We start from the raw sequence: 15,351 nt of genomic DNA, 5'->3' as shown, positions 1-15,351 counted from the left end.
TTATATACGTAGAACCTAAATTTATATCATGGTTTTTTTAAAACAGAAAATAATCAACGGTAAAAAATACTGGTATATTATTAAAACTGGCAGAATTGATGGAAAAGTGAAAACTATATTTCAGATATATTTAGGCAATGCCGAAAAAATATTTGAAATGAAAAAACAGAGTGAATCATTGCCCTACATGAAACTGAAATCTTTTGAGTACGGCAAACTTGCCGCACTTCTTCATGTGAATGAAGAGCTTGGATTCGTTGACATAGTGAACAAGCACACTATGAAAAAATCAATCGATGGTTTAAGTGTCGGAGAGTATCTTTTACTTGATATAGTGGGGAAATCTCATGGAGTTTTAAGTGAAAACGGTATTGGGGAATGGTTCAAAAAATCGGCCTTATCTTTTAAGTGGAAATTCCCTCATAAATTAAATTGTCAGAATTTTTTGAATCATATGAATTACATTGATTCCGACACAATGAAAAATATTGAAGACGATTTGTGCCGAGTTCTCATCGAAAAAGGACTAACCCCTTCAGTACTGTTTGTGGATGAATCAAACTGGTTCACTTATGCTACCAATTATGATGAAAAAAGTGAATTGCTTCATAAAGGGTATAACAAAAAGCATCGTAAAGACAAAAATCAGGTATCTGTAGCGCTGGCTGCTAATGATTACAACTTACCTTTTATTCACGAGACATATCCAGGAAATGTGCATGATTCAGAGGAATTTTCAGGTCTGGTTGACAAAATAGTAAACCGTCTAACCGAATTGAATATTTGTTCGGAAGACCTTGTTCTTGTTTTTGATAAGGGAAACAATTCAAAGGACAACATTGAAAAAGCAACTTCAAAGATGAATTTTGTAGGGGCTGTAAAAGCAAATCAGGCAGATGATCTTCTTGAAGTGCCATTATCTAAATATCAATTTTTATATGAAAGCTCAGAAGGCCACAAAATTTATGGCTATCGGACAAAGCATCAGTTTTACGGGACAGAATTTACAACAGTAATTACTTTCAATGAAGGAACTCACAAACTTCAAAAAAGAACTTGTGAGTCAAATATGTCAAAAATAACTGAGAATCTGGAAGACCTACAGAGGAGACTGGAAAGCAACAGAGGAAAAGCAAGAAACAGGAGCAGTGTAGAAAAAGAGGTTGCAGACATTATTATCAAAAAATACAGAAGTATGGTGAAATATGAAATTACTGATGCTCCTGAAGGTAAGAAAAAACCTCAGTTAAAGTTCTGGATTGACGAAGAGAATAAAAATAAGCGCGAAAATTCATTAGGAAAAAATATACTATTTACAGATAAGCACCGTTGGCACACTAAAAAAATTGTGCAAACATACAACAATAAAGGCGCTATAGAGGATGATTTTAAGCTATTGAATGATCACCTGCTTGTCCCTGTGGGACCGGTGTACCACCACAAAGATGAAAATATCAAAGTTCACGTATTTCTGTCTATAATTGGCTTACTTTTCTACAGATATTTAGCCTGGGAGACAAAGAGATATGGTCTTTCTATGAGAAGACTAATTGAAAATTTGTCCGAAATTAGGCTGGCAGTTATCCAGGATAAAGAATCAAATAAGTGTAATATTATTCTGGAAGAGATGAGTACAAAGCAAGCATCATTATTTTCTTTCTTGAACTTGGGTAATTACCTGCCACCCCAATAAAAACGTCATCAGTAGGATTATTCATTCCTTAGGCCCACACAAACAAAGCCGCTTGATAACGGAAAAACATGCATCTTTGAAAGTAAAGTTTGAAAATGTGAGGGGGTTAGGGGAAGTGCCTATGGCGATTATTACGACGTTGGACTTTCCCATTTCTATTTTTATGCACCTGATCTTGAAATAGGAGAGCAAGCGGTTCACATTAAACAATGAAGAGAAAAAGCTGAAACAAAAAAAGTGAAACAAAAACATCCAAAGTTAGAGCATTCAATATCATAGAAACAGAAAAGAGAATCAGTGGCCCCCCTTGAGATTCGAACTCCAGTCCCCCGCCGTGTAAAGGAGAGGTCATTCCCGACCGGACCACGAGCCCACGTTTGCTTATTCATTCTTGAACAGGATAATGAATTCCGTTCCTTTATCTCTTTTAAGTTCTACAGAGCCGTCAATCTGTTCAACGAGAATGTTTACAAGCTGGAGTCCGAGAGAATCCGTATCAGGGAACTCTTTTCCTTCAGAAAAGCCTATTCCGTTATCCGCTACTGTGAGTATGTAATGGAAATCATCCGTATTCAGCCGATTTCGCATTATATCGGAAAGATCATGCCTGGCGACAAAAGTTTCGGTTTTGCAAAGACTTATATGGATTTCACCTGCTCTTCCGGCGGGGAAGGCATGTTTCAGGGAATTTGAAACCAGCTCGTTCACAATAATGCCAAGAGGTATTGCAGTATCCATGCCAAGATGAGTCTGCTCAAGATCCAGTTTCAGGCTAATAGCATCATTAAGATTATATGAACTAAAAAGATCCGCAGTCAGATTCTGAAGATAAGCTGCAAAATCAAGGGTGTCCAGTTCGTTTCCTCTGTGGAGTTCCTCATGAATCAGAGCCATTGAAGTTATACGATTTTGACTTTCTTGGAAGGCTTCAAGCATTTTTTCATCACTGAACCTTTCAGCTTCGAGGCTGAGCAGAGATGAGATTACCTGCAGGTTATTCTTGATTCTGTGATGGATTTCTTTTATATGGATTTCCTGTATTTTTTCCAGGGCTTCTTCTGCCTTTTTATTCTCAGTAATATCTCTGGAAACAGTTGAGATAGTTACAAGCTTTCCGGAGGCATCAAAAACCGGAGAAAGAGTTATTGAAATATTTATTATTGTGCCGTCCTTTTTTAAGCGTAATGTTTCGTAATGGCGGACCCGTTTTCCCTGTTTAATCTTTTCATCTAACTGATTTAATTCCCCTTTTAGATTATCCGGTTCAAGTATTGATACGTTTTTTCCCAGGATTTCTTCAGTGAAATAACCATAAATCTGCTCTGCTCCCTTATTCCAGCTTGTAATAATACCATCAAGAGATCTGGTTATAATGGCATCATCTGAGGATTCCACAGCATTCACCAGGGTCTGAAGTTTTTCCTCTGCCTTTTTTTGCTCGGTGATATCCTGAACTATTCCCCTGATCAGGATAGGGATATTTTCCTCATTAAGTATAACTTCAGATTGTATGTGGACTGTGCGTTTTTCCCCATTAGCTAAAATAATCCTGTGATCAATGCTGTAAGGTATTCCATTTAAAGCATTCTTAGAGGCGTTATCAAAGTAGGCTCGATCATCAGGATGTATGTAATTTAAATATTCATTGTAAGATGGGGCTAATTCTTGAGGGTCACGTCTAAAAATTCTATACAGTTCATCAGACCAGTATATTTTATTAATTGCAATATCCCAACACCAATTCCCAATATGAGCCATTTGTTGAGCTTCAGCTAGACCTGTTTCACTTTCTTTCAACGAATTATAAGCTTTCTCAAGCTCTGCTGTACGTTCTTTAACTAAATTTTCTAAATTATCGAGGGTTTCTTTAAGCCTGATCTCTGCTTTTTTTCGCTTGGTGATATCAGTAAACATGCCCATAGAGCCAGTAAACTTGCCATCCTTATCAAAAAGGGCTTTAGAACTTATAAGAACCCATAAAGGTAAGCCATCTTTACGTAATAGTTTGAATTCATGGATCTCATTGATACCCTGCCGTCTCCTTTTCATCTTCCTCTTGAAAATGGCTTCACCCTCTTCATCGGCAAAATCCAGTACGGCTTTTTCAACCAATGCTTCCCGACTGTATCTTACCATCTTTGCCATTTTCTCATTAACATAAGTAGTCCTGGCTTTAGCATCAAGTATCCATATACCTTCATTGGCTGTTTCTATGAGATTGCGGTACTTTTCCTCACTCTTGCGCAGCGCCTCTTCTACTTTCTTGCGCTCAGTGATGTCTATAAATGCACCGACGCTCCCACGCACACGCCCTTCGGCATCGTGCAGTGGGCTGGCTGACCCCAGAATTCCCCTCCATTCCCCACTGGGCAGCAAAGCATCCAATTCCACGTTATGTATATCAATATCCTTTAAGGCAGCCTCTTGCATGGGCAGTTCGTCTGCGGTCAACTCACGGCCATTCCGGAAGAAGCGCCGTACAGGGTTGATGTTCGCCGAGACATTTTCTCCTACTTCGGCCTCATAAAGCTCGTTTGCCATCAGATTGCCAGTGATATTTTGACCCTGCGGGTCGTGCCCGATCCAGATAGCAACAGGCGCAACTTCCATAATTGCTTCTATTTCTTCGGCTCTCTGGCGAGTTTGCTCTTCCAGTTGCTTGCGCTCGGTGATGTCCTGAACGATGCCCGTTGTCCGGTGCACGTTTCCGGTGGCATCCGCACGGTGCTCCCCTGCCGCCCAAATCCACCGGATCACACCATCCACGCGTCGGATGCGGCACTCGTAATTCCAGTCGCTGTTCGTGGCCTCGGCCTTACGGAACTTCGCGTCCACCATCGTGCGGTCCTCCGGCAGCACGTGCTCAAGGAACATCTCATGGGTCCAGTGGGGGAGCAGTTGCTCGTAGCCGAAGATGCGGTCGTGCTCAAGTGATCGATGAATGGTATGATCCACGAAGTCGAGGGCCCACACGCCGGTATGGCTGGTTTCGAGCGCGAAGCGCAATAGTTCTTCACCCTCGCACAATGACTCTTCGGCCCGCTGACGTTTGCTAATGTCACGGGCAACGTGAATATATCCTATGAGCTTTCCTTCAGAATCATGCAGTGGCGAGACACTTGCCATGAAATCTCCGCACAGGTAATCTTCGTGAACTTTTTTGGTATGCTCAAGCCCATCCATAAGTAACTGCCTATGCAGGCAAAAAGAGGGAGGATTGTCCGTCCCATGGATAAGACAATAACAGGTTAAACCTGAACACTCTTCCGGGCTTATGCCCAATTTTGCCGCCATTGCCCTGTTCGCACGAACGATCTGATGTTTTGTATCAATTATGGCTATAAGATCCGGAATAGCATCAAAGGTATATTCCCAATTCTTTGTTGCTTGAAGAGCTGTTTCTTGTGCCTTCCTGCATTTGGGACTTTCTATCCGCTTCCATTTTTCTTCTTTTTTGACCAGGGAGAATTGATGATTGACGACCACATCGATGGCCTCAGTTGTCTTGCACCTGTCGAGAGAATAGGTACATAGCGCAATCATAGGATAGTTGCCGATAATGTTGTCTATTTTTTCTTCATATTCAACGAAACCATTCCAATCTTTTTTTTCCAGCCAGAAGGTATCCCCACTCAACCTCAAACCAGCGTAGCCTTTAACTTGAGCATGATTTAGTTTTTCAATCCAGCCGTTTAAGACTCTCTCCGAATCGAAAATACCCTCTTTTAAATACCAGTGAGTGTAGGGAATAATCTCGATTTGCCCTTTCTCAAGATAAACATCAAAATCAGGAACAGCTCTTCTAAGGGATTCTTTTGCCTCTTCCACTTCTACAGTCTGTGATGTGACCCACATACAAAATTCGTTATTTTCCAGCCCCGCTTTGAAGTAGGGGACAAGTATGTCCATCAAATCTTCCCTGGTCTGGTAGAACTGGCAGAAATGTGTTCCCCATGGCACATCTCCAATAATGTCAATACCAGACTTTCTCAGGTTTTTTTCCATTCCACATTTCTCCGATTATCGAGGACTGACGGTCCTTTTATCAATCATTTATCAGGATCGCTTTTAAATTTTTTTAAATTGATGACTAAAAAATAATTTGTATTGATTTAAAAGATAAAAAAACTGTATGGGTATATACAATAAAAACTATTCGATTTTTCACCCGGAAAGCCACATCCTGGCGTGGAACAGGAACGATTTAATAAACCTATTTCGGACCTCCGGAAAATATCTAAAAAATCAACCGCTCCGCTACCCTGAAAACAAAAAATAACCTGAAATAACCTGAAAAAATAAAAAAAATCAGTGGGCCCGCTGAGATTCGAACTCAGGACCCCCGCCGTGTAAAGGCGATGTCATAACCGACTAGACCACGAGCCCACATTTGCTTATGAATTTAAATTTATACAGTATGATTGAGAAAAGAAAATACATCAGCCGGGATTTGAACCCGAGTTCGAGCGTTGGCAACGCCCGGTGATAACCACTACACTACTGATGTGAGATGTATATTTAATAGATATGTGGATGTATATTTCATGGTGCCCAGACCCGGATTCGAACCGGGGACAACTGCCTCTTCAGGGCAGCGCTCTCCCACTGAGCTACCTGGGCAGCGGGAATTACGGATTATTTTACGGATTATTACAGATTAATTGAAAAGTCTTGGTGGGCCCGCTGAGATTCGAACTCAGGACCTCCGCCATGTCAAGGCGACGTCATAACCGGCTAGACCACGAGCCCACATTTGCTTCTGAAGTTATGCAGTAGGTATGAAAAACGTCGATACATCAGCCGGGATTTGAACCCGAGTTCGAGCGTTGGCAACGCCCGGTGATAACCACTACACTACTGATGTAAGATGTATATTTTAATATATATTTGGATATACTTTATGGTGCCCAGACCCGGATTCGAACCGGGGACAACTGCCTCTTCAGGGCAGCGCTCTCCCACTGAGCTACCTGGGCGGGGGGATAATTACTACCTGAAAAACTTATTTTGACAAAATAGTCAAATAACCGTTTTTTAGGTAGTCGTTTTTCCGTTTTTTTCAGTAAAACGTTTTTCTGTTTTTTAACTTTCCGAAAAAAACTCCGGAAAATTTTTGAGTGGGCCCGCTGAGATTCGAACTCAGGACCTCCGCCATGTCAAGGCGACGTCATAACCGGCTAGACCACGAGCCCACTTCTGTTTTATTCCTGTTCTTGCACCGCAGTACAACACCATAGAATGCATAATCGTATATAAATATTTTGGGTGGGGGAGGCCTACTTATACATAAATTAAACATGACTTTTAAAAAAATCAAAACAATTTCCGAAAATACTCTATACCTTATCCTGAAATAGAATAAAAAAGGATAAAAACAGATAAAAACAGGATAAAGACAACGATTAGGAAAAAGGAAATTATGAAAAATCCAGATGATTCTTATGACAGTTCCGGAAAAACCCGGACTTTTTCGAAAATCCAGGCCAGGATTGACGCAGGAGCCGCCGTAGTCCTGACAGCCGAGGAAGTCGCCGCCAGGGTCAGGGCAGGCGAAAAAGTGGCTTTTGAAGATGTTGACGTCGTCACAACCGCAACACGCGGCATCATGAGCGGGACCTACGCCGTCTTTTCCTTCAAAGTCTCGGAACCCGACAGCTTTGTCAGAGCCTCAGAGGTTTACCTGAATGGAGTGCCCGCAGTGGTCGGGCCCTGCCCGAACGAAAGGCTTGGCGTCCTTGATCTGATCGTACTTGGCACCGCCCACAGCAAGACCGACCCCCGCTACGGGGGAGGGCACCTTTTCAGGGAACTTGTGGAAGGAAAAACAATAACTGTGGACGTCGAACCTGTCGGAGACACTCCCTCATTTTCAATTGAAACCTCCCTTTACGAAATGCCCTTTGCAAGGCTCTACGCGACCCGGCACGCTTTCAAAAACTACAAGGCATTCGTAAACCCCGGAAAAGAGCCTTTGAATACGATTTTCCACGCCCTGCCCTTCGAGGGAGAATTTAAGGAAATGACCTTCTGCGGCTGCGGGGCCTTAAACCCCCTCGAAAATGATCCCAAACTAGAAAGCATCGGCATAGGGACAAGAGTCCTTATAAACGGGGCCGAAGGCTTTGTAACAGGCCCCGGCACCCGGAGTTCTGCGACCAACCCGAACCTTTCGGGCTTTGCGGACCTGCACAACATGGACCCCGACTACATGGGAGGCTTCGTAACCTCCGGAGGCCCCGAAATAATCAACACCTGGGCTGTTCCCGTCCCGGTCCTGACCCCTGAAATGCTCAAAACCATTCTAAAACCGGACCGGGAAATCCCTCTCCAGCTCGTAGACCTTGCCGGAAGGATTCCCCTCTGCGAAATTTCCTACGGGGACGTCTGGGACGGAACCGACCTGAAAGTCCGCTATAAGCCGGAAGCCTGCCTGGAATGCGAAAGCTGCGACGTGGAAGGAGTCTGCCCTATGGGGGCCATTATAAAGACTCCCGAGGGTAAAATCAAGCATAACCCGAAGCTCTGCTTTAACTGCGGGCTCTGTGTATCCAGGTGCCGGGGAGGAGCTTTTAAGGCCGAACTCGGGACTGTTAGCTGCACGGCCGGGGGCTGTATGAGGGATATTAAGGTGACCCTCCGGCAGTCCGACCGGGCGAGGGCCGTAAAGGCTGCTGAGGAGCTTAAAGAGAAGGTGCTTTCCGGAGAGTTCAGGTTAAAGGAACCTGTTGAAAAGATCCGGTTTGACTGAAGAAGAGGGAAGGGGGGACCCCTCCCCTCTACCGCCCTCGGCTCCGGCTAAAGTCCGAGCTACTGGCCCAAGCTCCATAATTAAGAGTTTCGAGCAGAAACCGGGCCTTTTCGAGCTGGAGTTTATCTGGAAAAACGGCCCTCTCAACGGCCGACGGAGGAGGCCGGCCTGTTCGAAATGAAAATGAAGACAAAACACTGGCTAAAAACCGCTGGGCCGAAAGAAAGAAAACATACCACTTAACTGCATTCCTTTTTGTTTGGCCTTATAGTACATTCTTAAAAAAATAAGCATGTGCTTTTGATCTATTTTTTCCATATCAGTCACGAAAAGCCCAGCTTGCGGCCGTTGAGTACGCCGGTCCTTTAATAATCGAATTCAAAAACAGCCCTGGATTTCTAAAACATACTCAATGAAACGACCCTTTTTGCGAAATCGATTTGAGATCCCGGCGCTCTCAACGGCCGACGCAGGAGGCCGGGTTTTTCAGGAAAAAACGGACACAGACCCAAATCCAAAAAATTACGGCCAGCCGGAGGGAAAAAACAGCAGGCCTTTAAAAATACGGATCTACCTGTTCGGACCTCGCCCTCGCAAACCAAACCCCGGTTAAAACATTTCACTTAACCGACCCTTCGCATCTGAACAAAGTTTCCAAAAATATTCAATTCAGCCCTAAAAAATATTTTGCAGAGCCCGGTTTTACTCCCGAGCCCGGTTTTATATATCCCTGAAAGTTCTGGTCCCAGACCCGGCTTTTCAGAAACTTAAAGCATCCATAAAACGCTTAGTGATCTCCTCTGGACTGAGGGGAATGTTCGGAGCTTTCGTATTCCCCGGTTTAAGGATCACATGAATAAAGGAAAGCTCTTCCCGCTCCCTGCATTTTCCGAAAGCCTCCACCAGGCCCTCCGGGGTATTTACCTTGAAAGTATTCCCGATCCCGCAGGCCCTGGCCAGGATTTCCAGGTCGATGTAGCGGAGTGCACAGGTCTCCTGAGAACCTGTGGAGCCGTAGGCTCCATTGTCCAGGCCTATAATAACGAGGTTTTTTGGGGCTTCCCGGCCGATTTCCAGAAGGGCGTTCGGGTTCATGAGAAGGCTCCCGTCCCCGTCAAAGACAACGACCTTCCGCTCCGAGCAGAGGGCAAGCCCGAGCCCGATTGCCGAGGGCAGGCCCATTGAGCCGAACATGTAAAAATTTAGGTCCCGGTCCCGGGCCGCGTAGAGTTCCTTGCAGGGAACCCCGAGGTTTGTTACGGTAATTTCCCCGTCCAGTTCGGCCGCAAGGGTGGAAATCGCATCATTCCGGAGCATCCGGGGTTCAAGGAGGTCCTGAGTCAGAGTGTACCTGCACGTCCGCTCCTGTCCCCTTTCCGGAGCCTTTTGAGCTTCCCAGGCACAGCAGCCCGAGACCTCCCAGACCTTCGGGGAGATAAGGGCCACATGGGGACGACACTTTGAAAAGGCATCTTTGATAACCTCTTCAAGAAGGGGTAATTTTTCAGGCGCGTCTATTATAGTGTACTTGAACCCGGCCCCTTCGAGGATTTCGGGGAGGTGGATTCCCAGAGGGACCTGGGCCTCGATCCCTTCCTTATAGACCCCCCTCCAGCTCGCAAGGATGGGCAGCGGGATTTTGCAGACGACGTTCAGGGATTCAAGGGCGTTTATCATGTTCCCGAGCCCCGTGCTCTGTATCAGCATCATGGGCTTTGCCCCAGCAAGGTAGGCCCCAGCACAGACCCCAACCCCGTTTTCTTCCCGCGTCAGCTTGATTTCCGGGAAATTCTCCGATACCAGAGGCAGCAGGTTCTTGATACGGTCGCAGGGAAGCGTTGCCGTAAAGTCTATGCCTGCCTTTTTCATGATTTTTATGACTTCTTCTTCCGGACTTTCCATGCGATTACCTTCTTGCCTGCTTTTTTTCCTGATTTATTTTCCTGATTTATTTTCCTGATTTATTTTCCTGATTTATTTTCCTGATTTATTTTTCCTGTTTCCTTTTTCTGTTTCCGTATTTCCTGTTTCCGTATTTTCTGTTTCCGTTTCCTGTTTCCGCTTTTCTGGTTCCCGTTTTTATTCCTCAATAAGGTCCTCAAGCGGAACTTCGGGGTCTTTTGCGGTTGCGACCGGGGGAATAAGGATTGGGGTCAGGTCTTCCTTCAACCTTTCAACCCCACCGCCCGCGATATTGAGCAGGATACAGTCGTCTTTGCCCACATTTCCGGCTTCGATGGCCTTGAGGAGGGAGGCCACGCCAACTGCGGAGGGGGGCAAAATGTCGATTCCTTCGAGGTCCTCGAAGAGTTTTTTGGCTTCCAGGGCTTCCTCTTTTGTAATCCCGTACATGATGCCGTCGGTGTCGGAAAGTGCGTCATAGAGCCCGCCGATGACCGAGTAAGGCGGGGCCCGGTTGGTGAGAACGGAGGAGTAGGTCTCCTCTATCTGCTGTTTTGCGTCCTTCATGTCAATATCAGGGATGATTTCCCGTCTTCCGGCCTCCCAGGCTTTATACATGGGGGCGAAGGGCAGGTTCTGGGTGAGCTGGAGTTTCGGAAGTTTTGTGCCGAAGCGCCCATCTGCCCGGAGTCGGAGAGACGCCTCCCAGGCAGAAACCCCGCCGGTCCCGCTCCCAACAGCCTGGAAGTAGTGGTCCGGCATCTTCCCGATGGTAACGGCCGCATCAAGCATGACGGTCCCCATGCCGTCCCGCCGGGCAACGTTTCTGGCCCCGCCTTCGGAGATCATGCCCGGGAGCTTTGCAAGCCGGCTCGCAAGGTTGATTGCGTCCGTGTAGTCGTTTCCGGGGGCCATACTGATGAGGTGAATGGAGTCGGTGGGCTCTTCGGGCAGCCACATCTTGGACATCCCGGAATCAGGGACCACGACGTAGACGTCTTTTCCGGTGAGAGCCGAGACGTGAGCAAAAGCCCGGCCTGTGTTTCCGGCAGAGGCGAGCACGATGGCCTTTCCCCCGCTTTCCTTTAAGAGTTGCATCGTGGGGTGGGCTTCGAGTTCCTTGAAGGAGCAGGTCTTTATGAAGGCCTCTTTTTCAGGCCAGTACCCGCTGAAACCTATGTAGAGGTTTGAGAGGCCGAGCTCTTTTGCAAGGGCCTTGCTCCTATAGGTTATGGGGCCGGCTTCGGTTGTGAGTTCTTCCTGAACCGGAAGCCAGGAATGAAACCTTCCGACCCCGGGCCGGGGCCTGAGTTCAAGTTGTTTTTCCTCGTAGTCCGCCCGCAAAAGAGCATTGTCGTTATCGCAGGTTAGTTTGTAGGTCTGTCCGTATTCGCTTCCGCATTTCAGACATTTTAAGGTGAATCTTCCCATTGCTATCACCGGGAAATTGGGGTTTTTTCATTATATACATGTTCCCAAAAAAAACGTTAAAATGTCCGGGACGGGCCAGATCTCATGTAGTTTTTTCCACAAGAGGGACTTTGCGGGTCGGCTTGAGCTCAAGTGAAACCGACTGAAAAAAGAGTGCTTCAAAAAAGATCCCTTAAAAAAGTTTAAGAGTCAGAGCTTCAGCTCTGGCCATAGAACGTATCCGGAGTAACTGCAGCATTGGGTGTATTTTTGCGGGTCCCGTCTGGATAGATAAGGATCAGCATGTCCGGTCGCGTCCCGAGTTTGTGGGTGTCGTGCAGGAAGTAATTATCGCTTTGTCTTGAGATGTTAGTTATGCGGATTGCGGCCTCCTTTCGCCCTATCTCCAGAATTCTGGGGTCTTCAAAGTCAAAAAAGATTTCGTCTATTTTCGGTTCCAGGTGCCTGCTCCCGAATAAGAATATGTAGGTCTGGGCAAAAGGGCTGAGCTGGTAATGGACACTGACATCGGCGTCAAGCCCGTCGAATGTGAGCTCCACCCGGTCAAGGTGGATGTAGTTCCCCTCCGTGAACTGCCCCGTATTCACTACGGGAGAAAAGTTAATTGCCAGAAGGATGGACGAGATGAGGATTACGATTGTGATTACCGCTCTGGCTTTCATAGTTATGAGCAGTATTGTTTTCTTCTTTAATATTTCTTTCCTGCTTTCGTTTTAATTTTTTTTAACACTTTTCCTGTTTGTGAATGGGGAAAATATAACTTCAGGTTTTATTTTGGGAGTTGCTTCATACATGTTGTGTTTTTGTGTGAGGGGGTGTTTGGTGTGTGTGCATTCAAACCACGGAACACACGGAATACACGGAAAAAGAATGCAGGAAGACGATATTTAAGGTTGTTCTGGTGTTGTTTAGGAATGGTGAAAATATAACTTCAGGTTTTATTTCGGGAGTTGCTTAATACTCATACATGTTGTGTTTTTGTGTGAGGGGGTGTTTGGTGTGTGTGCATTCAAACCACGGAACACACGGAATACACGGAAAAAGAATGCAGGAAGACGATATTTAAGGTTGTTCTGGTGTTGTTTAGGAATGGTGAAAATATAACTTCAGGTTTTATTTCGGGAGTTGCTTAATACTCATACATGTTGTGTTTTTGTGTGAGGGGGTGTTTGGTGTGTGTATTCAAACCACGGAAAAGCACGGAAAAGCACGGAAAAAAGAATGCAGGAAGACGCCATTGAAGGTTGCTCTGGCGTTTTTTAGTCTGCTTGAGTGAGCGAAGCGAGCGAAACGGACCTCGTGCTCCCGAAGCGAAACTCGGGGAAGACGATATTTAAGGTTGCTCTGGTGTTGTTTATGAATGGTGAAAATATAACTTCAGGTTTTATTTTGGGAGTTGCTTCATAATCATACATATTGTGTTTTTGTGTGAGGGGGTGTTTGGTGTGTGTGCATTCAAACCACGGAACACACGGAATACACGGAAAAAAGAATGCAGGAAGACGATATTTAAGGTTGCTCTGACGTTGTTTAGGAATGGTGAAAATATAACTTCAGGTTTTATTTCGGGAGTTGCTTAATACTCATACATGTTGTGTTTTTGTGTGAGGGGGTGTTTGGTGTGTGTATTCAAACCACGGAAAAGCACGGAAAAAAGAATGCAGGAAGACGCCATTGAAGGTTGCTCTGGCGTTTTTTAGTCTGCTTGAGTGAGCGAAGCGAGCGAAACGGACCTCGTGCTCCCGAAGCGAAACTCGGGGAAGACGATATTTAAGGTTGCTCTGGCGTTTTTTAGGAATGGTGAAATATAACTTCAGGTTTTATATTGGGAGTTGCTTCATACTCATACATGTTGTGTTTTTGTGTGAGGGGGTGTTTGGTGTGTGTGCATTCAAACCACGGAACACACGGAATACACGGAAAAAAGAATGCAGGAAGACGATATTTAAGGTTGCTCTGACGTTGTTTAGGAATGGTGAAAATATAACTTCAGGTTTTATTTCGGGAGTTGCTTAACACTCATACATATTGTGTTTTTGTGTGAGGGGGTGTTTGGTGTGGGTGTATTCAAACCACGGAAAAGCACGGAAAAAGAATGCCTTAAGACGATATTTAAGATTGATCTGGCGTTTTTTAGTCCGCTTGAGCTCGCGAAGCGAGCGAAACGGACCTCGTGCTCCCGAAGCGAAACTCGGGTGCCGAAGCGGAACTCGGGTAGCGCAACTCGGGTGTCGCAGGCCGGTTTCCGTGTCCTTCCGTGTCTTCCGTGGTTGAAAGTTCTCTTGCTAATGATTTATACTTGATATTATATTTGATTCATTCCTTAGCTTTCAGCCCCGGTTTCCTTTTTGCAACTTTCCTCTTCCAGCGTCCCTCTTTCCCGAAGTTCTCCCAGCTTTTTGAGGGTCATCTCATAGTCAGTTTTGTACTCCCTGTTCTCAGGGTTTTCGGTAAGCAGCTTCGCGCGGATTTTAAGGCCCTTTTCCAGGTGACTTTCGGCTTCGTCCTTTTTCCCGGCCTTCCCTTCCAGGAGCCCGAGGTTAACGTAGGCCGTCCCGAGGCAGGACTCATAGGCGTTGTTTTTACCCTCTTTCCTAAGGACCTTCCCATAAACTCCAAGGGCCTCTTTGAAATACCCCTCTCCCTTTTCATACTCCCCGAGTTTTGAGCAGAGGTTCCCCAGGTTATTCGAGATCATGCCGAAGTGGGCCAGGTAAGGGATGTCTTCCGGCTCCTTAGAAAGAATTTTCCTGGTTGCTTTAACTGCTTTTTCGAAGTGCTCCCCGGCCTTTTCAAGCCTGTTCTCTCCCTGTTGAAGGAGCCCCAGGTTATTGTTTACGGCCGCAACACAGGTCAGGGCCCCCAGGCTTTCAGGTTCCGCCGCAATCATTTCGTCCGCGACTTCCGAAGCTCTTCCATAAAGCTTGAAGGCTTCCGCATGTAGCCTCAGGGCCTGTGTAAAACTCCCTTTTGTGTAGTAAACATTGTACACCGTCCGGGGGTCTCCCGATTTATCCGCAACCTTTTCGGCTTCGGAATAGACCTTCAGTGCCTCGTTATATTTGAACGTGTTAATCAGGCCCGAAGCTTTCTCAAGTAACCGGGCGGCCCGGTCAATTTTCTGTCTGGACATGAGATACCAATCCGTTGTATATTTTTATATATGTTTTGCTTTTAATCCCTTTTTTCCCGGACAGCATTCCAGAAGGAGCCAGGCCGGGGGCCTGTCCGCAAAAAAACTAAATAGAGCAAGTCCCACTTTTCCATAAGTCAATCTTCATGAGGTAAAAAAATGTCAAAAATAAACTTCGTCTGTCCCAAGTGCGGAAACACAGAATGCGAAACCGGAGAAATCCACGCCACAAGCGGAGGCCTGAGCAAACTCCTCGATGTCCAGAACAAGAAATTTACCCACGTAACCTGCACCCGCTGCAAGTACACCGAGTTTTACAAGGCCAGCAGCAGTATGTTGGGAAACATTTTCGATTTGTTTACTTGATGTGTTTTTTATTTACAGGCCGGGATTTTCTTGAGGGGGAAGGGGAGATACCCGGCCTGTTTTTTTGAGTGAAGGAAA

The 15,351-nt window shown here is 45.7% G+C and carries 8 protein-coding genes and 7 tRNA genes; 3 read left to right on the top strand and 12 right to left on the bottom strand.

The annotated features are described in order from the left end of the window. The first annotated feature begins 28 nt into the window (after positions 1 to 28). On the top strand, positions 29 to 1,693 hold the full coding sequence (locus ACZ5QV_RS01370; protein ID WP_464599431.1) for an IS1634 family transposase: 1,665 nt from the start codon (positions 29 to 31) through the stop codon (positions 1,691 to 1,693). A 381-nt stretch (positions 1,694 to 2,074) separates the two neighbouring features. On the opposite strand, the gene ACZ5QV_RS01365 is transcribed toward ACZ5QV_RS01370, so the two are convergent. The 8 genes from ACZ5QV_RS01365 to ACZ5QV_RS01330 form a co-directional block, all read right to left on the bottom strand. Then, complete coding sequence (locus ACZ5QV_RS01365; RefSeq protein WP_464600882.1) at positions 2,075 to 5,698, bottom strand: PAS domain S-box protein; 3,624 nt, start codon at positions 5,696 to 5,698, stop codon at positions 2,075 to 2,077. Between the two features lie 307 nt (positions 5,699 to 6,005). After that, positions 6,006 to 6,079 (bottom strand) — tRNA-Val (locus ACZ5QV_RS01360). 49 nt (positions 6,080 to 6,128) lie between these two features. Beyond that, a tRNA-Gly gene (locus tag ACZ5QV_RS01355) sits at positions 6,129 to 6,200 on the bottom strand. A gap of 38 nt (positions 6,201 to 6,238) precedes the next feature. Further along, positions 6,239 to 6,313: transfer RNA gene (locus ACZ5QV_RS01350), tRNA-Phe, on the bottom strand. Between the two features lie 52 nt (positions 6,314 to 6,365). Continuing rightward, positions 6,366 to 6,442, bottom strand: a tRNA-Val gene (locus ACZ5QV_RS01345). A gap of 43 nt (positions 6,443 to 6,485) precedes the next feature. Continuing rightward, positions 6,486 to 6,557 (bottom strand) — tRNA-Gly (locus ACZ5QV_RS01340). Positions 6,558 to 6,594: 37 nt separating this feature from the next. Continuing rightward, positions 6,595 to 6,669 (bottom strand) — tRNA-Phe (locus ACZ5QV_RS01335). A gap of 142 nt (positions 6,670 to 6,811) precedes the next feature. Continuing rightward, positions 6,812 to 6,885, bottom strand: a tRNA-Val gene (locus tag ACZ5QV_RS01330). A 227-nt stretch (positions 6,886 to 7,112) separates the two neighbouring features. On the opposite strand from ACZ5QV_RS01330, the gene ACZ5QV_RS01325 reads away from it, so the two are divergent. Continuing rightward, entirely contained in the window at positions 7,113 to 8,441 is a 1,329-nt protein-coding gene (locus ACZ5QV_RS01325) for a methanogenesis marker 16 metalloprotein (RefSeq protein ID WP_464600881.1), read from the top strand. 759 nt (positions 8,442 to 9,200) lie between these two features. Here the strand turns inward: ACZ5QV_RS01325 and comE are convergent. The 4 genes from comE to ACZ5QV_RS01305 all read right to left on the bottom strand — a co-directional run bounded on the left by comE (position 9,201) and on the right by ACZ5QV_RS01305 (position 14,907). Next, the gene (comE, locus tag ACZ5QV_RS01320; protein WP_464600880.1) at positions 9,201 to 10,343 is read right to left on the bottom strand and encodes a sulfopyruvate decarboxylase subunit beta; all 1,143 of its coding nucleotides are present in this window, start codon (positions 10,341 to 10,343) and stop codon (positions 9,201 to 9,203) included. 177 nt (positions 10,344 to 10,520) lie between these two features. Further along, complete coding sequence (locus ACZ5QV_RS01315; RefSeq protein ID WP_464600879.1) at positions 10,521 to 11,774, bottom strand: cysteate synthase; 1,254 nt, start codon at positions 11,772 to 11,774, stop codon at positions 10,521 to 10,523. 197 nt (positions 11,775 to 11,971) lie between these two features. After that, complete coding sequence (locus tag ACZ5QV_RS01310; RefSeq protein ID WP_464600878.1) at positions 11,972 to 12,436, bottom strand: hypothetical protein; 465 nt, start codon at positions 12,434 to 12,436, stop codon at positions 11,972 to 11,974. 1,661 nt (positions 12,437 to 14,097) lie between these two features. Then, positions 14,098 to 14,907 (bottom strand): tetratricopeptide repeat protein, encoded by an 810-nt coding sequence (locus tag ACZ5QV_RS01305; protein WP_464600877.1) that lies wholly within the window; start codon positions 14,905 to 14,907, stop codon positions 14,098 to 14,100. A gap of 159 nt (positions 14,908 to 15,066) precedes the next feature. Here ACZ5QV_RS01305 and ACZ5QV_RS01300 point away from each other — a divergent pair, with 159 nt between their 5' ends. Then, the gene (locus ACZ5QV_RS01300) at positions 15,067 to 15,273 is read left to right on the top strand and encodes a zinc ribbon domain-containing protein (protein WP_464600876.1); all 207 of its coding nucleotides are present in this window, start codon (positions 15,067 to 15,069) and stop codon (positions 15,271 to 15,273) included. The last annotated feature ends 78 nt before the right edge of the window (positions 15,274 to 15,351 follow it).

It is taken from the genome of Methanosarcina baltica (genome assembly GCF_055394095.1).
Note: the sequence above shows the minus strand (reverse complement) of the source record. Positions and strands in the feature narration are given on the sequence as shown.

Bases quoted from the DNA above. Each gene is read 5' to 3' on its own strand.
- ACZ5QV_RS01325 (WP_464600881.1), top strand. From the start codon at position 7,113: ATGAAAAATCCAGATGATTCTTATGACAGTTCCGGAAAAACCCGGACT.
- ACZ5QV_RS01310 (WP_464600878.1), bottom strand. From the start codon at position 12,436: ATGAAAGCCAGAGCGGTAATCACAATCGTAATCCTCATCTCGTCCATC.
- ACZ5QV_RS01305 (WP_464600877.1), bottom strand. From the start codon at position 14,907: ATGTCCAGACAGAAAATTGACCGGGCCGCCCGGTTACTTGAGAAAGCT.
- ACZ5QV_RS01365 (WP_464600882.1), bottom strand. From the start codon at position 5,698: ATGGAAAAAAACCTGAGAAAGTCTGGTATTGACATTATTGGAGATGTG.
- ACZ5QV_RS01370 (WP_464599431.1), top strand. From the start codon at position 29: ATGGTTTTTTTAAAACAGAAAATAATCAACGGTAAAAAATACTGGTAT.
- ACZ5QV_RS01300 (WP_464600876.1), top strand. From the start codon at position 15,067: ATGTCAAAAATAAACTTCGTCTGTCCCAAGTGCGGAAACACAGAATGC.
- comE (WP_464600880.1), bottom strand. From the start codon at position 10,343: ATGGAAAGTCCGGAAGAAGAAGTCATAAAAATCATGAAAAAGGCAGGC.
- ACZ5QV_RS01315 (WP_464600879.1), bottom strand. From the start codon at position 11,774: ATGGGAAGATTCACCTTAAAATGTCTGAAATGCGGAAGCGAATACGGA.